Raw genomic sequence first — 19387 nt, forward strand, 5'->3', positions numbered from 1 at the left:
TAAAACGTATTTCAGCAATGGCACTTTCAGGGTAAATCACAGGGACTAAGGCTGCGCAGGGCGCAACAGTAATTCGATAGTTTCCAGCGCGCTGGTCAGTGGTGCCACCGAACGGCGGATTTTGGCGCGTAGCGAAGCTCCCAGCCATAACGAGTAGAGCGTTTCCGCCGTTGCCGATGGGCTCATGGCGATGACCAGCGAACCTTCACGTATCCCTCGCTCAAGCGCCTCTTGCAGATGACCAACAATGCGCGCGGTGCCGGTTTCCAGCGCATGACGCATCGGTTCCGACAGATCGCTGACCTCGGCAGAAAGTTTCACCGCCAAGCAGGCGTTATGGCATTCGCTGAGGCAGTGATGGCTGATGGCTTGTGCGTAATAACTTAATAACTGATGGCGTGCATCGCGTTTGACGTCGCCAAACAACGTCTGCATATCAGCATCATAGTGTTCAAAATAGCGTTGCAGCATCGCTTCGCCAAAAGCTTCCTTCGAGCGAAAATAGTGGTAGAACGAGCCTTTAGGCACGCCAGCCGTCGCAAGCAATTGGCTCAGGCCCATACCGGCAAAGCCGAGGCGCAGGCTGAGGGTTTCGCCAGTAACGAGCAGATGTTCACGTGTATCCACGTTGCAATGCACAGGTATTGTCATAATGAGGCTGAGCGTAATAGACCGATTGGTCTAAGGTCAAGAGAAATAAAAAGCCGGTGAGTAATACCGGCTTGAGTTTGTGCTTATTGTGCCTTAGGAGAGCGTAAAAGTTAAGCCTTGCCTTGGGCGTGCCTGCGGCAGTTTTGCAGAATATCCTGATGGGGCTGATATTCATGTGTCTGCACGTTGAGCATACCCAACAGGGTGTGGAACAGGTTGTCCTGCGAAACCTCATTGTCTTCAGCCAGGCTATTCAGGCATTGGCGGTCGATAGCAAAATTGCGTTCATACTCTGCCGACATCCACATCAGGAAAGGCACGTGGGTTTGCTGAGAAGGCGCAAAGAGATAAGGCGTGCCGTGCAGGTAAATACCGTTTTCCCCCAGCGACTCGCCATGGTCAGAAAGGTAAACCATTGCCGTATTGAATTTGTCACCGTGTTGCTGCAACAGCTTGATGGTGTTATCCAGCATGGCGTCGGTGTACAGCAACGAATTGTCGTAGGTGTTCACCAATTGCGCGTGCGTACAGTCCTGGATCTGGTTGCTGTCGCAGGTCGGTGTAAATTGGCGGAATTCAGGCGTGCTGCGGCGATAGTACGCTGGCCCATGGCTGCCCATCTGGTGCAGCACGATAACGCCGTTGCCTTTCAGACCGTTGATGTAGTCATCCAGTTGGTGCAGCAGCACATTGTCCATACAGACATCACCCTCACAGTACTGCGGTAACTGCAATTTGGTCATGTCGATATGCGGGATACGGTCGCAGGCACCTTTGCAGCCGCCATCATTGTCACGCCACAGCATGTTGACTCCAGCATGAGCCAGAACATCCATTAGGCCTTCTTGATGAGCGGCTAATTTGGCATCGTAATCGCTGCGCGGCATGTTGGAGAACATACAAGGGACGGAGATTGCCGTTTCGGTACCGCAAGAGCTGGCATTCCTGAAATACACCACGTTGTCCTGTTTCAGGCGCGGATTGGTTTCGCGTGGGTAACCACCAAGCGAGAAATTTTCCGCCCGCGCGGTTTCGCCCACCACCAGGATCACCAGCGTCTTTTTTTCTTGGCTAAGGATGGTCGGGCCTAGCTGGGCATCCTCGCCAATCTTGACTAGCGGCAGATTGCGGCTGAAATAGCGATGTTCGGCAAATTTGATCGTGCCAGCAACAAAGTTGGAAGGCGTGAGCATTTTCACCACGCTCTTATTGTTGCGGATCAGCGAGGCATAATCCTTGTAAAACAAGGCTGCGACCAGCAAGATCACCACAACAGAAAGCATGACGTTTGCAGCACGCAAGCCAAGCATGTACCACCAGGGGCGAGTTTTATGGATTTGCACCCAACAGACCGCCACCGAAGGAAGAATACCCAGCAGCAGTACCCACAGCCCCATACGTGGCGTCAACAAAGCGGCGGCTTCCTGCGAGTTGGTCTCGAAGGCGCTCTGCATCATATTTCCGTCGATCACGGTACCGTAACTGAACATAAAGTAATTGGTAGCCGCACTGCCGAGCAGCAGAAGGATAATCAGTGGTTTGCGCAGGAGCGGTATTGTCAGCACGCTAAAAATGATATTTAGCGCACAAAAAATCACCACCGGCATAGTGGCAGCAAAAATGACGCTATGGACGCTATCGAAGTTGATATACGACCAGGCGGTATAGAGAAATAACGCGTTGTGAAATAGGGTAAAAAAGAGTGCGCTGGAAAGGATAAACCCCAAGCTATTGCACTGTAGTAATCGACGTAACTGCATTGCCAAATCTGAATCCTGCCATTGTGTAATGCGCTGAAATCTACCAGATGAAACTTAAGATAACCTTAGAGATTCAGCGCGCTACAGGGCAGAAGCAGCAGTCGCTCGCTTATCAATAGGCGGCAGTAAACTGTGCCTGGATGAATTGCGGTTTTTCAATTTCGTCGAGGATGGCGACGGCCAGATCTTCCACAGAAATACTGGCCGGAACCTGGCCATTCATCAGCAGTTGGGTGGTTCCCAGGCGGAATTGCCCGGTGCGTTTGCCCGGTTCCAGCAAGGCGGCAGGGGAAAGATAGGTCCAATCCAGTTGGGTTTCATTTTTCAACTTATTGCGCAAATCGCGTACCGCCTGAGCGCCTGGGCGGATGCTTTCTGGGAATTGCGGGGTATCAACCAGTTCAACACCCGGAGCCACTTCCAGGCTGCCAGCACCGCCAACAAACAGCAGGCGTTTCACCCCGGCTTTTTGCAGCGCATTCAGGATCTGTTGCGCGCCTTTGGCGGTTTTCTCATAGAGATTATCTTCTGCCCAACCGGGGTTGTAAGTGCTGATCGCGGCATCCTGAGCGGTTAATTGCTTTGTCAGCCATTCGGTGTCGGCCACATCGCCCAGGGCGACGGTCAGATTAGCATGATCGGGCAGATCCTTTTTCTGGCGGGCGATAGCCTTAACCTGTAAGCCACGGGCCAGAGCTTCATCCACCACGCGGCGGCCAACAAAACCGGTTGCTCCAATAATGACGACTTTCATCTGATATCTCCTATCAATACGATTTAGTGTGTTTGCCGAACCATTCGGCTTCGGCGCGTTGGAGATACTGTAATACTTAACAATGGAGCTGATTAGTGTCATATTTGTGCTTTCTTGATTAAGTAAAACTTCATAATAATGGATAAACTCAATCGAATGGCGGTATTTGCCACCGTGGTGGCAGAGGGTTCTTTTGCCGGAGCGGCTCGTAGATTGGGGATGACGCCTTCGGCCATCAGCCAGCATATGCGTTCGTTGGAAAAGGCGCTTGGCGTGCCCTTGCTGCACCGTTCAACTCGCCGTCTGGCGCTGACGGAGGCCGGAGCGGCCTTCTATCCAGGCTGCGAAGCCATGTTGCAGGAGGCGCAGCGTGCAGAACAGCGGCTTGCGGAGCTACGGGATACGCTGGTGGGGGAACTGCGCATTGCCACTACCGTCGGTATCGGCGGTGGGCCATTGGCAGAAGCGCTGGCGCCGCTGTTGCTGGCGCACCCTAAACTGACGCTGCGTATTCTGGCGGACGATCAGGTGGTGGATATGATTGAGCAACGCGTAGATATCTCGCTGCGGGTGAATTTGCAACTGGCAGATACCAGTTTGATTGCTCATCACCTGAGTGCGTGGCCGATGGTACTGTGCGCGGCACCTCGTTATCTGAGTCAGCATGGCGTACCCGAAACACCGCAGGATCTGGTTCAGCACCGCTGGATCACCGGCAGTAGCCAGGGTTTTCAGCTCGATTTACATCATCAGTCCGGTGAAAATTTCAAGCTACGGTTGGCCACCGGGCAGATTGTCAGCGGCAGCATGAATGTGATGCGCGCTTTTACCCGTATAGGGTTGGGGATTTCCGGTCAGCCGCTCTACGAGATCGGCGATGAATTGCGTCGAGGTGAATTGATTGCTCTGTTGCCGGAGTGGCGACCTGCGCCATTTCGCCTGCATGCTTTAACCCTAGAACGAGTGCTGCCGGAGAAAACCCGTCAGGCGCTGCATTATCTGCGTGACTATTTTCGTCGTCATGGTGAAAAGCCACTTGCCATCGGCGCTGATGACGTCTTCAATTAGGTAAGGCCGTGTGGAACACTGCCTAAACGCAGGAGGGTCGTGTGGCGCAGCAACTTGAGTTTTTTGACATCCCCAGTCCGTGCCGTGGCATTTGCCAGACGGATGAGCGCGGTTTCTGCCGTGGCTGCCTGCGCAGCCGCGAGGAGCGTTTTGGCTGGATGCAAATGAACGACGCGCAAAAACGTGATGTTTTGCGCTTATGCCGCCAACGTTATCTGCGTATGCAGCGCGTCAGTAAACCCTCTGATGAAATTCCGCCGGAACAGCCTTCGCTTTTTTAGTTATTTCCCGATCTGACGCAGGTTAACGCCGTTTTGCGGCTTCCTACCTTATGGGCGCTTGTGTATGCTGGCGCAAAATAATCTTATGGAGTTTTAAAGATGATGAATCGTATTACGCTTGCGCCGCAGGGGCCTGAATTTTCACAGATGATTTGTGGCTATTGGCGTCTAATGGAATGGGGGATGTCCCCTCAGCAACTGCTGACGTTTATTGAACAGCATCTTGAGTTGGGCGTGACGACGGCCGATCATGCCGATATTTATGGCGGTTATGCCTGTGAGCACGCGTTTGGCGAAGCGATGAAGCTGAAACCTTCGCTGCGCCAAGGAATGGAACTGGTCTCAAAGTGCGGTATCGCCACCACCGCCAAACCGGGTAACCCGATAGGACATTACATTACCGATCGCGAGCATATTGTCCACAGTGCTGAACAGTCGTTGACCCATCTGCATACCGACTATCTGGACTTGCTGTTGATCCATCGCCCCGATCCGTTGATGAATGCTGACGAAGTGGCTGAAGCCTTTGTCGCACTGCATAAAGCGGGCAAGGTGCGCCATTTCGGTGTTTCCAACTTTACCCCGGCGCAGTTTACGCTGTTGCAGTCGCGCCTGCCGTTCTCGCTGGTGACCAATCAGGTGGAAATCTCGCCTATTCATCAACCGGCGAGCCTGGATGGAACCTTGGATCAGAGCCAGCAACTGCGCATCAAGCCAATGGCCTGGTCTTGCCTGGGCGGTGGCCGCCTGTTCAGCGATGCAGAATTCCAACCGCTGCGTGATGAACTGCAATCCGTGGCACAGGAAATTGGCGCTGAAACCATTGAACAGGTGGTTTATGCCTGGATCATGCGCTTACCCTCTACGCCATTGCCGATTATCGGCTCTGGCAAAATCGAGCGCGTGCGTTCAGCCATTAAGGCATGCGAGTTGGAAATGAACCGCCAGCAGTGGTTCCGTATCCGCAAAGCAGCCTTGGGTTACGACGTACCATAAGCTTTTTTATTAGCCGGGCAATGCAGCGTTGCTCGGTCAAGTTTCAGTGCTCATCCTTAGTTGTTTGAATTTTAAGGAAATTGAATAATTTCATATACCCTCTATACTGAGGGCTCTGTTACAACTATCGCATGGAGGTTGATTGATGAAACGTTATTGGTATGCGGCCTTGGGCCTGATGGCCTGTGGTGTTGCACAAGCTGCTACGGTTGATGTTGAAATGAATCTGGTGACTGCCCAGGGAATTGGTCAGGACATTGGCAAAGTCACTATCAGTGAAACACCTTACGGCCTGTTGTTTACGCCGCAGCTTAAGGCGTTGCCGGGTGGAGTACATGGTTTTCATGTGCACGAAAAGGGCAGTTGTGAACCGGGGATGAAAGAGGGTAAAGCGGTGGCTGCTTTGGCGGCGGGGGGCCATTTTGACCCACAAAAGACCGGTAAACACCTCGGGCCTTACGCCGATGGGCATCTGGGCGATCTGCCCGCCATCTATGTAACGAATGATGGCATGGCTAGCGATCAGGTCTTGGCACCACGCCTGAAGAAAATCAGTGAAATCGAGGGTAAAGCCCTGATGGTTCACGCAGGCGGTGATAACCATTCAGACCATCCGAAGCCGTTGGGTGGCGGAGGCGATCGGTTTGCCTGTGGTGTAATTAAGTAAGTAGGTCGCCCGCGTTAAGATGTCGCGGGCGCAACTATTGTTGCCTCTGGCGGTGAGATCGCCTGCTTTAGCTGTTGCAGCGAGCAATATAACCGCCAAATCAACCCTGCCAAATCGCGCGCGGCCTGTTCCGGGTGATGCGCCAGCACGTTACTCATGCGTTGCAGCTCTTGTAGCGTAGCGTCCAGTGAACTGTGGTGTACCCCTTTTTCCGTCATAATGCCTTTCAAACAATGAATGCAGACGTCACGTACGGCAGAAAGCGGGTCCGAACGGGTTTGCCATTCGCGCAGTTGCCAAACGATGTGGCTACAGTTCAGTAGCACCACGCCCCAACGGAGCAGCCAAGTGCGGGCTTCTTGATCCTGGCTTTGATTCAACTGACTGATACGGTGATAGATTCGGGACTCAAACTGACTCTCGTTTTGCTGAGGCTTGCGACTTAACTGATCGATAAAATCACGGCGCAATGCGCGAATAATACGTCGACTTTTACGTTTGTCTGAACTGGGGCGCAGGATCTGGAATGCCAACCCGGCCAGCAATACCCCGACAATCTTGCTGATGCTATCGTTCATAAACAATTGGTAGTCGTAGCTGGGGGGATTGGTGACGGCGAGAAACGATCCCATAAACACGATCAACTGGCCCCACAGCGGTGCGTAAGGGGGATGCTGTAGTTTCATCATCTGCATTGTCACCAGCACCGGGAACAGGAAGGCGCATAATTGCCAGAAATCGTCGATCTGAATCATCAGGCCGAATTTGATCAAAAAGCAAAAAACGAAAAGCAGGGAAACGGCTTTCAGCAGATTGGCGACGGATTTGGTCGGTGAAGGCGTGGATGAGTAGAGTACACAGCTGATAGCGGTCATGGTCAGAGCCGAACTGCCAGAGTCCCATTGAGTGCTGATCCAGAAAGCACAACCGATCAGAATACACAGAAAGGTACGCAATCCGTTATAGGCGGCTTCATAGCTGTCGGTATGGCGAGCCAGCGCGGTGACGCGCGGTGGCTTGATCTCACTGGCCGGTGTCGCACTTTCCAACCGTTGTAACCAGCGGCTGCAACGCAGATAAAGCCAGCAGAAATGCCGCAAGCGCAGGAAAAATGCACGGTGACGATAATCGGCCGGATCTTGTGGGGCAATAAGTTGCAGGATATGCGCCAAACGGTATTTATCGGTGTCGGGATTGTGCAGTTCTTTCAGGAGTTGCTCCAGCACCGCTGCCAGATTGGCTGGCTGATCCGGCCAGTTCAGCAACATGCGCCGCAGGCTGGAAATCACGCTGGTAATGCGCAACTGCTGATGCAGCATATAGTTGAGGATATTGTTCTGCCTGCGCAGCCGGTAATGGCTCCAGAAGGCCTGGATGCGCAAGACATTCATCGTCAGGATCTGGCCAATCACCCCTTCGTGCGAAGTGCGCATCCGCAGGCTGATTTCCGGTTGCCACAGCATGGCGGCATGTTCCAACAGCCGTAAATGCATCCGCCGCAGCGAGATCAGCAGGGCTTCGCCATCCGAGGTGCTGGGCAGGATCATCATCATCAAGCCACCGCACAAAATACCGGTGATCACCTCACAGACTCGCGCTTGGGCGATGTCAAAAATTTCCAGCGTATCGGTAACGTCAACCGTGCTGAAGGCGATGATCGCTGCGGTATATCCGGCCAGCGCAAAGGCGTAGGAAACGTTGTTCTGGTAGTGGTTGGAAATGTAGGTGCAAAACCCCAGCCAAGTGGCAATCGACAGCGTGAACAGCCAAGGATCGTTCAGACAATGACCGGCAATCATCAACGACGCCATTGCTCCCATCAGGCTGCCAAAAATCCGCCCGATACTCTTGCTGATGACGCCACCCACCGTAGGGAAACTGACCACGGCGGCAGAGGTCAGGGCCCAATAAGGTTCGTCGAGCTGCAAAACAAAGGCGATCCACAGCGCCAGACACATGGCCAGCGAATTACGCAACGCATAACGCCATTGCCCACCGGTGGCCTTGCCCCAAGGCGTGCGGCTCCATACAAAAAAAGGCAGATTCACCGATCAATCCCGGGTGTGGATCGAAATAGTACAGGTGGTGCCCGCCACCAAAGTGACATCGTCTGGGACATTGAGCAGTTTTATCCGCACCGGCACCCGTTGAGCCAGACGTACCCAAGGTACGTTGGGTTTGACGTCAACTAACAAGCTGTTGTTATTATTGTTATTTTCAATATTCTGATCGTAAATCGCCCGGCCAATGCTCTCTACTTTACCTTGCAGGGGAATATTGCCGTTATATAAAACAATATCCGCCCTGCGGCCTTCTTTGATATGCCGCAGCTTGGTTTCTTCAAAATAACCGAGCACATAGAATGAGTGAATATCCACTAGCGCCACCAGCGGAGTGCCTGCGGTGGCGTAGTTACCAACGCGTGCCTGTAGATTGGTGATATAGCCGTCGGTCGGTGCATAAATTCTGGTTTTGCTTAAATTCCATTTGGCCTGTTCCAGGTTGGCCTGCGCAGCTTTATACGCGGCTTTCATGGCCTCAGCGGCTAAGTTAGATTCATCCAAATCCTCAGAGGAAATAACGTTATGCGGCAGATTACGGCGACGCGCGGCCTCGTGATCGGCCTTGGCCAGGTCCGACTGTGCTTTTGCCAGCGCGGCTTCGGCGTTGTCCAAGGCGAGTTGATAAGGGACAGGATCGATGCTGAAGATCAGGCTTCCCGCGGCGATGAACTGATTATCATGAACATTGATTTTTTCTAACCGGCCAGAAACCTCAGGGGTGATATTAACCAGCTCGGCGCGCACTTTCCCATCACGCGTCCAGGGGGATTGCATGTAGTAATTCCATAGCCAACAGCCAGCGCAAAGGGCAATGGCACAGATAATAACCGTCGAAAAATATTTTAATGTCTTATGCTTCATGAGTTACCAACTCGCTAATATCCACAGAGAACCACTGATGGCAATGACGAAAATGGACAGATCCATCAACATAGGGTGCCAGATTTCGCCAGAATAGAGCCAGTCCCGCAACAGGTGGTGAACCAGCAGCCAAAATACCAACCCGAGCAGAAATGCTTTAAATATCGGGGGGAAATAAAGCGAGGCATCGAGCACCAAATCGGGTAGGGGCGATGTAGCAGGGAGCCAGGATGCATTCACATTAACAATCCCTATGAGTGAATAGGATAAATATTTGCCTAGAGGATAGCCAATAACTGATAAATTGAGTGGCTATTTTTACAATATCGATTATATACATTTGTGTTTTTAATATGACTTACCCAAAATAGTCTACACTCTGGGGTGTAATATTAGCATGCTAATTATAAGGAGGGGGAAGTGGAGTCAACATTAGGTTCAGATTTAGCACGATTGGTTCGTGTCTGGCGTGCGCTTATCGACCATCGGCTCAAGCCGCTGGAACTGACTCAAACACATTGGGTGACCTTGCACAATATCAATCGGTTACCGCCTGAGCAATCGCAGATCCAACTCGCAAAAGCGATCGGTATTGAACAACCGTCTTTGGTTCGAACGCTGGATCAACTGGAAGAAAAGGGGCTGATTACCCGTCATACCTGTGCAAATGACCGACGTGCAAAACGTATCAAGCTGACTGAGGCCGCAGAGCCGATTATCCGGGAAGTGGATAGTGTGATTACCTTGACAAGAGGTGAAATACTCAGCGGTATCTCGGCAGATGAAGTAAAGCTTTTGGTAACCTTGATTGACAAACTTGAACAAAACATCATTGAGCTGCAAGAAAAATAATAAATTCAGCGACTTCTTTGAACGTTTTTCACAGCATCAATACTAAAACCGGAGGGCCAGTGCCTCCGGTTTTACGTTCAGGAAAATATTCCGCAATTACAGTGGGGAAACGGTCACGGTGCTACCGTTTTGTGCCATACGGACACGTTGGCCTGGGCTGAATTGAGTGGAGCCCGTTCTCTGGACCACAACGATGTTTTCTTTGTTATCGGTTCTGATTTCCAATTCGACACCATTACTACGGGCAGCAACACTCCCTACGCTGTTACCTACCACGCCACCGGCTACCGCGCCTGCTGCTGTGGCCAGCGTGCGGCCAGTACCTCCGCCAACGGCATTACCCAACAGGCCGCCTAGCACAGCACCACCGATAGCGCCGAACGTGTTTGCATTTTCACTGCCCTGAATTTGTACCGGGCGTACAGAGACTAAGGTACCGAAGGTGACGGTCTGTACTTGCTTGGCCTGAGAGGCTGAATAAACATCACCGGACGTTGTAGGGTCTGCACATCCCGCCAGCGTGATTCCGGCGAGAGCAACGACGAGAAAACGCTTGATCATATAAAACTCCTGCGGTTAGTAACCCCGATCTGGAAAACCTGCCCAAATCAGGCTTAATGAAAATGTTTCAACAAGTATGGCTGAACGCGCGCGCTATCACCATGATTCGCCACTGCATGCAGCTTAACTTTTCTCTGTTCAACCAATAATAAACGGTGGTTTAGCTTTATAACAGAGCAGGGGAAAAATAAGCGTAATTTTTTGTTGCGCTTATGATGTTGTCCGTTGTCAGGATAAAATCAGCGCGTCGTTCACAGTGTGTAGCAAATGCATCATAATTCATGGCGTTAATGGTGTAACTCTGGTTTATTTAATGAGGTAGAAGGTTTCAGCCTCGTAAAGGTAAAAGGATATTGCTATGAAGTCAGGCCGCTATATCGGTGTTATGTCGGGTACCAGTCTGGATGGTGTTGATGTGGTTCTTGCCGCCATTGACGAACGCATGGTGGCTCAGCAGGCCAGTTACAGCCACCCGATGCCGATTCAACTGAAGAAAGATATTCTGGGGATGTGCCAGGGGCAGCAGACCACGCTTTCGGCCGTCGGCCGGTTGGATGCGCAACTGGGTACTCTGTTTGGCGAAGCGGTGCTGGGCCTGCTGAAGCAAGCCGGTATACCGGCGCGGGAAATCACCGCCATTGGCTGCCATGGGCAGACGGTATGGCATGAGCCGGAAGGCGAAATGCGCTTTTCCATGCAACTGGGTGACAACAACCGCGTGGCCGCGCTGACCAATATCACTACCGTGGGGGATTTCCGGCGGCGGGATATGGCCTATGGCGGGCAGGGTGCGCCATTGGTTCCGGCGTTTCATCAGGCGCTGCTGGCACACCCTCTGGAGCGGCGCATGGTGCTGAATATTGGTGGCATCGCCAATCTTTCGTTGCTGTTGCCTGGGGCTCCGGTGCGCGGCTTTGATACCGGGCCGGGTAATATGCTGATGGATGCCTGGGTATGGCGGCATCGTGCGCAACCTTATGATCAAGGCGGCCTCTGGGCGCTGGAAGGGCACGTTTGCCTGCCACTGTTGCAGCAGATGCTGGCCGATCCTTATTTTGCTTTGCCTGCACCAAAAAGCACCGGGCGGGAATACTTCAACATCAGCTGGCTGGAGCAGCAACTGATTACGATGCCAGGCGTCAGCCCGGTGGACGTGATGGCAACGCTGGTGGAACTGACGGCGACCAGCATCTGCGAGCAGGTGTTGCTGGCGGGCGGCTGTGAGCGGTTACTGGTGTGTGGCGGTGGTGCGCGCAATCCATTGCTGATGGCGAGGATGTCTGCCCTGTTGCCAGGTATTGAGGTTGCCTCTACCGACAGCTTCGGCGTCAGCGGCGACGCGATGGAAGCGCTGGCCTTTGCCTGGCTGGCTTTCAGAACGCTTTCCGGGCAGCCCGGCAATCTGCCTTCGGTGACCGGAGCCCGTTGCGAAACGCTGTTGGGTGGGATTTATCCGATTTTGCCATTGGGGCACCAGTAGCTTTGTTAGGATGAGCACAGGTTGAAGATCCCAAGGAGTAACACCGTGAAAAAAATCCTTATTGCCGCTGTGGTTCTGCTGTTGGCGGGCTGTAGCCATATGGCACCACAGAAGAAGAGTCAGACGTTGCATTATCAATGCGGCACCACACCGCTGACCGTGGCGCTGAACGATGAAGAAAGCACCGCCAGCTTTCTGCTGGATGGCGAACAGTTGAAATTGAAGCGGGTATCTGGTGCCCAATACAGCGACGGCAAATACACTTTCTGGTCGAAAGGGCCAAATGCCGTGGTCGAACGCAACGGTAAAGTGATCATGAATGACTGCGTGCTGGCGTCAGACTGATTGTGATTCTGGTGCCGCAGGCGCAGAATGTAACGACGAATTCACCGGTGGGTTGATATCCCAGATGACTGATAATAATGAGTTTGATGTTGCGGACCTGCGCCGCGAATACACGCGTGGTGGCCTGCGCCGTAGCGATCTGACCGCGGATCCTCTTGAGCTGTTCGAACGCTGGTTGAAACAGGCCTGTGAGGCGCGTCTGGCCGATCCTACCGCCATGTGTGTCGCCACGGTGGATGAGCAGGGCCAACCTTTTCAGCGCATCGTGCTGCTCAAACATGTCGACGATAAAGGCTTGGTGTTCTATACCAACCTGGGGAGCCGCAAGGCGCAGCAACTGGCGAAAAACCCGCACATCAGCCTGCTGTTCCCGTGGCATATGCTCGATCGGCAAGTGATCTTTCTCGGCCAGGCCGAGCGTTTGTCGACGCTGGAGGTGATGAAATATTTCAGCAGCCGCCCCAAAGACAGCCAGATTGGTGCCTGGGTTTCACAGCAGTCATCACGCATTTCCGCGCGTGGCGTATTGGAAAGCAAATTCCTCGAGTTGAAGCAAAAATTCCAGCAGGGCGAAGTGCCATTACCCAGTTTCTGGGGCGGTTTTCGCGTCAAATTTGACTCTGTCGAATTCTGGCAGGGCGGCGAACACCGTCTCCATGACCGCTTTCTGTATCAGCGGGACGGAAATGACTGGAAAATTGACCGACTGGCACCCTGACAGACGGAAAATCCCCCTTAAGCGCTGGCACTGATGCCGCTGGCGCTTTATTCTATGCGCTACCCCGAATTTTGCTATTTTCGCCAACGGGCGAAGGCCGTGTACCGGCAAAGGTGCATTCGTTTATACATGGAGAAATTGATGGCTAGCATCAACCTGATTCAACAACTGCAAGAGCGGGGCCTGATAGCCCAGGTGACGGACAAGGAAGCGTTAGCAGAGCGGCTGGCGCAAGGGCCAATCGCCCTGTATTGCGGCTTTGATCCCACCGCTGATAGCTTGCATTTGGGCCATCTGGTGCCTCTGCTGTGCCTGAAGCGTTTCCAACTGGCCGGGCACAAGCCGGTCGCGCTGGTCGGTGGCGCCACCGGTATGATCGGCGACCCCAGCTTTAAAGCCGCTGAACGCAAGCTGAATACCACGGAAACGGTCAACGAATGGGTCGAAAAAATCCGTAGACAGGTTTCCCCTTTCCTCGATTTTGATTGCGGCAGCAACAGCGCGATCGCGGCGAACAACTATGACTGGTTCGGCGGCATGAACGTGCTGGCCTTCCTGCGTGATATCGGTAAACATTTCTCGGTTAACCAGATGATCAACAAGGAAGCGGTGAAACAGCGCTTGAACCGCGATGATTCAGGTATCTCCTTCACCGAGTTCTCTTATAACCTGCTACAGGGTTTTGACTTTGCCGAACTGTACAAGCGCCATCAGGTGGAATTGCAGATTGGTGGTTCTGACCAGTGGGGTAACATCACCTCGGGGATCGATCTGACCCGCCGCATGCATCAGAAACAGGTGTTTGGCCTGACGGTTCCTCTGATCACCAAGTCAGATGGTACCAAATTCGGTAAAACCGAAGGTGGCGCAATCTGGCTGGCACCGGAAAAAACCAGCCCGTACAAGTTCTACCAGTTCTGGATCAACACTGCGGATGCTGACGTTTATCGTTTCCTGAAATTCTTCACCTTCCTGAGCCTGGAAGAGATCAACGCACTGGAAGAAGAAGACAAGAACAGCGGCAAGGCACCGCGCGCCCAGTACGTGCTGGCGGAAGAAGTGACCGGAATGGTACATGGTGCTGAAGGGCTGGCGGCGGCGAAGCGCATTACCCAGAGCCTGTTCTCCGGTGCGCTGCACGAAATGACCGAGGCAGACTTTGCGCAATTGGCACAGGATGGCATGCCGACCATCAAACTGGAAAGCGATGCCGATCTACAGCAGGCGCTGGTGAATGCGGAGCTGGTGCCGTCGCGCGGGCAGGCTCGTACCATGATCGGCTCCAATGCGGTGACCATCAACGGTGAGAAACAATCCAATCCAGAATACCAGTTCACCGAGGCCGATCGCCTGTTTGGCCGCTACACGCTGCTGCGTCGCGGTAAAAAACACTACTGCCTGGTTGATTGGAAGTAATACGCTATAAGTACCAAGGGGCCTTCAAGGCCCCTTTATTTTGACGGGTTCAGGGGCAGTTGCTCCTGTGGTGGTGTCTAGGGTCAGGTCGTTTTGATGAAAAATATTCTTTCTATACAATCGCATGTAGTGTTCGGGCACGCAGGTAACAGCGCAGCAGAGTTTCCTATGCGCCGGATGGGAGTCAACGTCTGGCCGTTGAACACCGTGCAGTTTTCCAATCACACGCAATACGGCCAGTGGACCGGTTGTGTGATGCCAGCCAGCCATCTGACCGAAATTGCGCAGGGTATTGCTGCCATTGATAAGCTGAAAGAGTGTGATGCGGTGCTGAGTGGCTATATCGGTTCACCGGAACAGGGCAGCCACATTCTGGAGATTGTACGGCAGGTAAAACAAGCCAATCCCGATGCCTGGTATTTTTGCGATCCGGTCATGGGGCACCCGGAAAAGGGCTGTATTGTGGCCCCGGGCGTTGCCGAGTTTCTGTGCCAACAGGCGCTTTCGTGCAGCGACATGGTGGCACCAAACCTGCTGGAGCTGGAACTGCTGAGTGGGCAGGAGATTAGCAGCGTGGAGCAGGCGGTGAATGCTGCCCGTGAACTGATAGCCAAAGGCCCGAAAGTGGTGTTGGTGAAACACCTTAGCCGCGCCGGTTACCACACCGACTGTTTTGAAATGTTACTGGTGACAGCCGATGAAGCCTGGCATATCAGCCGCCCGTTGGTGGATTTTGGTGCGCGTCAGCCGGTAGGCGTGGGCGATCTGACCAGCGGTTTGTTACTGGTGAATCTGCTGCAAGGGGTGGCGTTGGATAAAGCGCTGGAGCACGTCACTGCGGCAGTCTATGAAGTGATGCTGATAACGCAGGCCATGGGTGAGTACGAATTACAGGTCGTAGCGGCGCAGGATCGTATCGTCACGCCGGATTGCAGCTTTAAGGCGGTAAAGCTGTAGTGAAAATCCCCCGGCAAGGCCGTAATGCCGGTCAGTTAAGCGCAAAGCTGCATAATTATGCAGCAGGTGCTAAAGGTGTGGCCTCCCTCTCCCTGTGGGAGAGGGGCTTTAGTTCAGTGATCTTCCCCTCACCCTAACCCTCTCCCCGAGGGAGAGGGAACTGGTTAGCCTTAACTGACAAGTATTACGGCAAGGCCGGGGGATGAATGATTACTTCAGGCCTTCAGCACGTAACGTGGCTTCTACCGCAGGGCGAGCCGCGACACGTTCATAATAGGCTGCAAGATGAGGGTGCTTTTTCAGGTCGAACTGCATATGGAATGCCCAACCCAGAACGGTAAACAGATAAGCATCCGCCACGCTGAAGCGGTTACCCAGCAGATAATGCTGCTTCTCTAGCACCGAATCCAGATAGCTGAACTGACTCTCCAGCTTTGCCCGTACCATGACTTTGTATTCGTCCGGTGTTTGCGGGTTAAACAGCGGGCTGAAACCTTTGTGCAGCTCGGTTGCCACGTAGTTCAGCCATTCGATCGCATGGTAGCGGGAAAGCGTTCCTGCTGCTGGGATCAGATTACGATCCGGTACACGATCTGCCAGATATTGCACAATGGCGACGCCTTCGGTCAGCAGGCTTCCGTCGTCAAGCACCAATGCCGGGACTTGCCCCTTTGGATTGATTGCCAGATAGTCGGCACCGCTTTCCGTTTTCTTCTGTGCCAAATCGACTTTTTCTGCCGTAAAGTCTAACCCGGCTTCGCGCAGAATGATGTGCGGTGATAAGGAACAGGCGCCAGCTTTATAGAACAATTTCATCGAAAACTCCTTGATAGTGACGAGTGACAGGCATGTCTAACCTCTCATCCTAGTTCTCTGGCACTAAAATTACAGCGCTTTTGCCAAGAAAATTTAATTACTGCGGCGATTATTCCCACTGTAGGTGTTCCAACGTGCACGCGATCTGCCGTTGCAAGGATTGAGGTGCGGTTTGCATCGGTGAGCGCAATTCGTTGTGAATGAAACCCTGCTGGGCCAACGCGGCCTTCACCGGTGCCGGGCTAGGGAAGCTAAACATTTGCTGGATCATCGGCAGCAATGTATAAAAGTTGCTGCGTGCTGCTGCCAGATCGCCTTGTGCCACTTGCTTCACCAACTCAACAAAACGCTCCGGGTAAATATGGGCCGACGCGCAGATGGCTCCACTGCCACCCAGGCACAGCGTGGTTAGGATCAGATTGTCCTCGCCGGTCAGCACGTCAATTTCACCGTCGTTAATCAGCGTCATCGTCGCATCAGGATTACCTCCGCAGTCCTTAATAGCCTTGATTTGCGGGTGATGGGCAAGCTGGCGCAGGGTTTCCAGTTCACATCCAACGCCGGTGCGATAAGGCACGTTGTAGAGGATCACCGGAACGCAGGAGGCATCGGCAAGACGAGTAAAATACTCGACCAGGCCAGCCTGTGATGGGCGAATATAATAAGGTGCCGGAATCAGCACACCAGCAATATCACGCTGCTGAATAGCCTGCTGCATTTGCAACGTATTGACCAGATTATTACCTGAAAGCCCCATCACTACCTGGTTGGCTGGCACCACGTCTAATACGGTATCCAGCACGGCCAGTTGTTCCTCTTTACTCAGGGCTGCTGCCTCACCGGTAGAACCGCACACCACCAACCCAGAGATGCCAGAGGCGATCAGGTGCTGCGCCAGTTTTTTCAGCGCGGGTAAATCGACGTTGTTATCTTTGAACGGAGTCACCAGCGCAACCCAAATGCCGGAAAATGAAGCCATATAACATTCCTTCTGCGTGACCGACAGAGAAGCCAGATGAGAGGGAACAAGAGAGGGAACGCGTTGCACACCGCCCTGTCAGCTCATCTGACGGGACAGTACGCCCCGGTCAAATGAGCGACTGTTTCTTCGATTTAACCGCGATGAACCCGCCAACGCTCAACGCTGAGAATTGCGATGCGATCTGTTGAGCTACGTGGGTCATGGCGATCTCGTAAAAATAGGGGGTGGGACGATGATGAGTATTTCTCATTAGACTGTCAATTTATAACAGGTTGATAACATGGTTATTCATAATCGTAGGGTGCTGATGAGTTTGGCTAATCAGTAAAACCCCGCCGGAGCGGGGATCTTGTTCAACGATGTGGGCGGGTGCTGATGGAGGCTGTCCAGCTAAACGTCGCGCTCGTGGGTTGCACGCGATTGGCTTTGCGCTCTGCCCGGGTGGCTTTGGCAATTTTTTCACGTGCGGCCATGATGCGTTCAATGGCCTCGTCTTTTACTTTGTTCTGTTCGGCGTTGGTCAACGGACGACCGTGGTTTTTTCGTGCTCTGTCCAGTTCGGTTTTTACTTCACGTTGTTCGCTTTCCGTCATGTCTTTCAGCGTCAGTTTCTTCATTATCGTCACCTGTCTTGTGAAGTTGACTTTCAGTGTACAGGATTTACGTCATAAATATTGCAGCGCAGTTATCAAACTTCTTCTTGAAGTTCGCTGAGGAAATGGCGCATACGCTCGGTCCGTTGCTCGGCCATGATCCGGCCAGTCGACGTCTGGAACCCATCTTGCAGTTTGAACAGCTTGGTTTCGAAATGATCCAGGGTAAAACGCTTGTCATCGTACTGACGTCGCTGTGCCAGCGGATCGGCGGCATCGTAAAGTGCGCTACGCATGCGGCCACCGATATAAAAGCAACGGGCAACACCAATCATGCCAATAGCATCGAGCCGGTCGGCATCCTGCAGGATTTTTGCCTCTAGCGTTTGTGGAAGAATGGCAGCAGAAAAACTGTGTGCCTCGATCGCATGTGCCGCTTTTTCGATGTCAGTAGCAGACCAATCGAGCGCAGCCAGCGTGGTGGCCGCCTTTTCTGCTGCCATACGTGAAGCCAAGTGACGCTGCGGCGAGTTTTTTTCTACCGCAACACAGTCATGTAACAGAACCGCAGCACAAAGAATGCGCAGTTCGCCCCCTTCAGCACGGCTGAGCTGACGGACGTTTTTCCACACGCGATGCAGATGGGCGACATCGTGAGAACCATCATCGCCATCGAGCGTCAGTGGTAACAGTTTCTGGGCTAATTCTTGGTAGGGGTGAAAAGGTTGCAGCAGTTCCAGGGGCAGTGCTGATGCAAGCACGGATAATTCTTTATTCATGGGGCTAACCGTCATGATGTTGTCCATATTTACGATCGTACTCACGCCGGTAACTGCGCGCTTTATTGCGATCGCGGATCCATAAATAACCGCAGACTAACGCCACCGCGGTGGAAAAAGAGACATTGCGCATATCCCGGTCATACCAGAACACCAACAGTGCATCCAATCCAGCGACCAAGGCAATCCACTTGTAGACGTGTGATTGTCGCCGTGTGGCTGCGTTAAGGCGTTTCAATTGTCTGGCTTCGTGCAGAATCGGTTTTTGCTGCATAGTCATCCACTCGTGATCAGTATCTCATGCGTAAATTACCAGAATATTTCGGGCGGCGGCAGAGCGGTTATTTGCTGGTACAGCAGTTTTTCTGTCTTGGTACAAAAGCCACGCAATGAGACATTGAGATTGGCTAAAAAAATGATAGGTTATTTATTCATTACTCTCGGTTTTTTATTCAATAGGTGGATTATGATCGTCAGAACCTGGCACGGTTGTGTGCCTGTAGCGTATCGGCAAGGGTTTGCCGACCATTTGGCCATCACCGGTGTACAGCATGCTGAATCTGTCGCGGGTAATTGTGGTGCTTTTGTCAGACAGGAAGTTCAGGGCGAGTATGCCCACTTTTTTCTGGCCACCTATTGGGAATCATGGCAGGCCATCAAATGCTTCGCTGGTGACGATTATCACGTGGCGGTCACTTACCCGGATGATGACGCTTTTGCCCTGATTTCCGATCCTTACGTTTTTCATCATCAGGTGGATGAAGTCAGTGCGCTTTAAGGGCGCAGG

23 protein-coding genes are annotated in these 19387 nt (G+C 52.8%); 11 read left to right on the top strand and 12 right to left on the bottom strand.

What is annotated here, in order from left to right; translation table 11 throughout:
* Positions 1-45: 45 nt before the first annotated feature.
* The 3 genes from ACX9GT_RS12460 to ACX9GT_RS12470 form a co-directional block, all read right to left on the bottom strand.
* A complete protein-coding gene (locus ACX9GT_RS12460) occupies positions 46-651 on the bottom strand; it encodes a TetR/AcrR family transcriptional regulator (protein WP_473191342.1) in 606 nt (201 codons plus the stop codon).
* A gap of 110 nt (positions 652-761) precedes the next feature.
* Positions 762-2411: a phosphoethanolamine transferase EptA gene (eptA, locus tag ACX9GT_RS12465; protein WP_473191343.1), complete on the bottom strand. Its 1650-nt coding sequence runs from the start codon at positions 2409-2411 to the stop codon at positions 762-764.
* Between the two features lie 112 nt (positions 2412-2523).
* Positions 2524-3165, bottom strand: a complete 642-nt coding sequence (locus ACX9GT_RS12470; protein ID WP_473191344.1) for an NAD(P)-dependent oxidoreductase — start codon at positions 3163-3165, stop codon at positions 2524-2526.
* 138 nt (positions 3166-3303) lie between these two features.
* Here ACX9GT_RS12470 and ACX9GT_RS12475 point away from each other — a divergent pair, with 138 nt between their 5' ends.
* From ACX9GT_RS12475 to sodC, 4 genes are all read left to right on the top strand, one after another.
* On the top strand, positions 3304-4233 hold the full coding sequence (locus tag ACX9GT_RS12475; RefSeq protein ID WP_473191345.1) for a LysR substrate-binding domain-containing protein: 930 nt from the start codon (positions 3304-3306) through the stop codon (positions 4231-4233).
* A 41-nt stretch (positions 4234-4274) separates the two neighbouring features.
* Positions 4275-4514 (top strand): DUF1289 domain-containing protein, encoded by a 240-nt coding sequence (locus ACX9GT_RS12480; protein WP_459398594.1) that lies wholly within the window; start codon positions 4275-4277, stop codon positions 4512-4514.
* A gap of 99 nt (positions 4515-4613) precedes the next feature.
* Positions 4614-5510 (top strand): aldo/keto reductase, encoded by an 897-nt coding sequence (locus ACX9GT_RS12485; protein WP_473191346.1) that lies wholly within the window; start codon positions 4614-4616, stop codon positions 5508-5510.
* A 145-nt stretch (positions 5511-5655) separates the two neighbouring features.
* Complete coding sequence (gene sodC / locus ACX9GT_RS12490) at positions 5656-6177, top strand: superoxide dismutase [Cu-Zn] SodC (protein ID WP_473191347.1); 522 nt, start codon at positions 5656-5658, stop codon at positions 6175-6177.
* Between the two features lie 14 nt (positions 6178-6191).
* On the opposite strand, the gene ACX9GT_RS12495 is transcribed toward sodC, so the two are convergent.
* Genes ACX9GT_RS12495 through ACX9GT_RS12505 form a run of 3 tightly spaced genes read right to left on the bottom strand, consistent with a single transcriptional unit; the run spans position 6192 to position 9341 of the window.
* Positions 6192-8225 carry an FUSC family protein gene (locus tag ACX9GT_RS12495; RefSeq protein ID WP_473191348.1) on the bottom strand — a complete coding sequence of 678 codons (2034 nt, stop codon included), beginning with the start codon at positions 8223-8225 and terminating at the stop codon, positions 6192-6194.
* 3 nt (positions 8226-8228) lie between these two features.
* Positions 8229-9101: an efflux RND transporter periplasmic adaptor subunit gene (locus ACX9GT_RS12500; protein ID WP_473191349.1), complete on the bottom strand. Its 873-nt coding sequence runs from the start codon at positions 9099-9101 to the stop codon at positions 8229-8231.
* A gap of 3 nt (positions 9102-9104) precedes the next feature.
* Entirely contained in the window at positions 9105-9341 is a 237-nt protein-coding gene (locus tag ACX9GT_RS12505; protein WP_473191350.1) for a DUF1656 domain-containing protein, read from the bottom strand.
* Between the two features lie 180 nt (positions 9342-9521).
* On the opposite strand from ACX9GT_RS12505, the gene slyA reads away from it, so the two are divergent.
* Positions 9522-9953 carry a transcriptional regulator SlyA gene (slyA, locus tag ACX9GT_RS12510; protein ID WP_473191351.1) on the top strand — a complete coding sequence of 144 codons (432 nt, stop codon included), beginning with the start codon at positions 9522-9524 and terminating at the stop codon, positions 9951-9953.
* A 96-nt stretch (positions 9954-10049) separates the two neighbouring features.
* Here slyA and ACX9GT_RS12515 read toward each other — a convergent pair whose 3' ends face one another.
* A complete protein-coding gene (locus tag ACX9GT_RS12515) occupies positions 10050-10514 on the bottom strand; it encodes an outer membrane lipoprotein (RefSeq protein ID WP_473191352.1) in 465 nt (154 codons plus the stop codon).
* 358 nt (positions 10515-10872) lie between these two features.
* On the opposite strand from ACX9GT_RS12515, the gene anmK reads away from it, so the two are divergent.
* The 5 genes from anmK (at position 10873) to pdxY (ending at position 15430) form a co-directional block, all read left to right on the top strand.
* Positions 10873-11994 (top strand): anhydro-N-acetylmuramic acid kinase, encoded by a 1122-nt coding sequence (gene anmK, locus ACX9GT_RS12520; protein ID WP_473191353.1) that lies wholly within the window; start codon positions 10873-10875, stop codon positions 11992-11994.
* Positions 11995-12039: 45 nt separating this feature from the next.
* Positions 12040-12339: an MliC family protein gene (locus tag ACX9GT_RS12525; RefSeq protein WP_473191354.1), complete on the top strand. Its 300-nt coding sequence runs from the start codon at positions 12040-12042 to the stop codon at positions 12337-12339.
* A 64-nt stretch (positions 12340-12403) separates the two neighbouring features.
* Entirely contained in the window at positions 12404-13057 is a 654-nt protein-coding gene (pdxH, locus tag ACX9GT_RS12530) for a pyridoxamine 5'-phosphate oxidase (protein WP_473191575.1), read from the top strand.
* A 141-nt stretch (positions 13058-13198) separates the two neighbouring features.
* Positions 13199-14473 (top strand): tyrosine--tRNA ligase, encoded by a 1275-nt coding sequence (gene tyrS, locus ACX9GT_RS12535; RefSeq protein WP_473191355.1) that lies wholly within the window; start codon positions 13199-13201, stop codon positions 14471-14473.
* Positions 14474-14569: 96 nt separating this feature from the next.
* Entirely contained in the window at positions 14570-15430 is an 861-nt protein-coding gene (gene pdxY, locus ACX9GT_RS12540) for a pyridoxal kinase PdxY (protein ID WP_473191356.1), read from the top strand.
* A 210-nt stretch (positions 15431-15640) separates the two neighbouring features.
* Here pdxY and gstA read toward each other — a convergent pair whose 3' ends face one another.
* The 5 genes from gstA to ACX9GT_RS12565 all read right to left on the bottom strand — a co-directional run bounded on the left by gstA (position 15641) and on the right by ACX9GT_RS12565 (position 18874).
* Positions 15641-16246, bottom strand: a complete 606-nt coding sequence (gstA, locus tag ACX9GT_RS12545; RefSeq protein ID WP_473191357.1) for a glutathione transferase GstA — start codon at positions 16244-16246, stop codon at positions 15641-15643.
* Between the two features lie 109 nt (positions 16247-16355).
* Positions 16356-17225 carry a 4-hydroxy-tetrahydrodipicolinate synthase gene (dapA, locus tag ACX9GT_RS12550; RefSeq protein ID WP_473191358.1) on the bottom strand — a complete coding sequence of 290 codons (870 nt, stop codon included), beginning with the start codon at positions 17223-17225 and terminating at the stop codon, positions 16356-16358.
* Positions 17226-17581: 356 nt separating this feature from the next.
* The gene (locus ACX9GT_RS12555) at positions 17582-17845 is read right to left on the bottom strand and encodes a YjbD family protein (protein ID WP_473191359.1); all 264 of its coding nucleotides are present in this window, start codon (positions 17843-17845) and stop codon (positions 17582-17584) included.
* A gap of 71 nt (positions 17846-17916) precedes the next feature.
* Positions 17917-18615, bottom strand: a complete 699-nt coding sequence (locus ACX9GT_RS12560) for an HD domain-containing protein (RefSeq protein WP_473191360.1) — start codon at positions 18613-18615, stop codon at positions 17917-17919.
* Positions 18605-18874, bottom strand: a complete 270-nt coding sequence (locus ACX9GT_RS12565) for a hypothetical protein (protein WP_473191361.1) — start codon at positions 18872-18874, stop codon at positions 18605-18607. Before ACX9GT_RS12565 ends, ACX9GT_RS12560 begins: the two co-directional genes overlap by 11 nt.
* 192 nt (positions 18875-19066) lie before the next feature.
* Here ACX9GT_RS12565 and ACX9GT_RS12570 point away from each other — a divergent pair, with 192 nt between their 5' ends.
* Positions 19067-19378, top strand: a complete 312-nt coding sequence (locus ACX9GT_RS12570) for a hypothetical protein (protein WP_473191362.1) — start codon at positions 19067-19069, stop codon at positions 19376-19378.
* Positions 19379-19387: the final 9 nt, after the last annotated feature.

Source organism: Serratia sp. YWN4 (assembly GCF_055790845.1).

What these genes read in the sequence shown, in the direction of transcription:
- tyrS (WP_473191355.1), top strand. Translation starts at nt 13,199, where the DNA reads ATGGCTAGCATCAACCTGATTCAACAACTGCAAGAGCGGGGCCTGATA.
- ACX9GT_RS12500 (WP_473191349.1), bottom strand. Translation starts at nt 9,101, where the DNA reads ATGAAGCATAAGACATTAAAATATTTTTCGACGGTTATTATCTGTGCC.
- gstA (WP_473191357.1), bottom strand. Translation starts at nt 16,246, where the DNA reads ATGAAATTGTTCTATAAAGCTGGCGCCTGTTCCTTATCACCGCACATC.
- ACX9GT_RS12515 (WP_473191352.1), bottom strand. Translation starts at nt 10,514, where the DNA reads ATGATCAAGCGTTTTCTCGTCGTTGCTCTCGCCGGAATCACGCTGGCG.
- sodC (WP_473191347.1), top strand. Translation starts at nt 5,656, where the DNA reads ATGAAACGTTATTGGTATGCGGCCTTGGGCCTGATGGCCTGTGGTGTT.
- ACX9GT_RS12565 (WP_473191361.1), bottom strand. Translation starts at nt 18,874, where the DNA reads ATGCAGCAAAAACCGATTCTGCACGAAGCCAGACAATTGAAACGCCTT.
- eptA (WP_473191343.1), bottom strand. Translation starts at nt 2,411, where the DNA reads ATGCAGTTACGTCGATTACTACAGTGCAATAGCTTGGGGTTTATCCTT.
- dapA (WP_473191358.1), bottom strand. Translation starts at nt 17,225, where the DNA reads ATGGCTTCATTTTCCGGCATTTGGGTTGCGCTGGTGACTCCGTTCAAA.
- ACX9GT_RS12485 (WP_473191346.1), top strand. Translation starts at nt 4,614, where the DNA reads ATGATGAATCGTATTACGCTTGCGCCGCAGGGGCCTGAATTTTCACAG.
- ACX9GT_RS12470 (WP_473191344.1), bottom strand. Translation starts at nt 3,165, where the DNA reads ATGAAAGTCGTCATTATTGGAGCAACCGGTTTTGTTGGCCGCCGCGTG.
- ACX9GT_RS12460 (WP_473191342.1), bottom strand. Translation starts at nt 651, where the DNA reads ATGACAATACCTGTGCATTGCAACGTGGATACACGTGAACATCTGCTC.
- ACX9GT_RS12570 (WP_473191362.1), top strand. Translation starts at nt 19,067, where the DNA reads ATGATCGTCAGAACCTGGCACGGTTGTGTGCCTGTAGCGTATCGGCAA.
- ACX9GT_RS12475 (WP_473191345.1), top strand. Translation starts at nt 3,304, where the DNA reads ATGGATAAACTCAATCGAATGGCGGTATTTGCCACCGTGGTGGCAGAG.
- pdxY (WP_473191356.1), top strand. Translation starts at nt 14,570, where the DNA reads ATGAAAAATATTCTTTCTATACAATCGCATGTAGTGTTCGGGCACGCA.
- ACX9GT_RS12555 (WP_473191359.1), bottom strand. Translation starts at nt 17,845, where the DNA reads ATGAAGAAACTGACGCTGAAAGACATGACGGAAAGCGAACAACGTGAA.
- ACX9GT_RS12560 (WP_473191360.1), bottom strand. Translation starts at nt 18,615, where the DNA reads ATGACGGTTAGCCCCATGAATAAAGAATTATCCGTGCTTGCATCAGCA.
- pdxH (WP_473191575.1), top strand. Translation starts at nt 12,404, where the DNA reads ATGACTGATAATAATGAGTTTGATGTTGCGGACCTGCGCCGCGAATAC.
- anmK (WP_473191353.1), top strand. Translation starts at nt 10,873, where the DNA reads ATGAAGTCAGGCCGCTATATCGGTGTTATGTCGGGTACCAGTCTGGAT.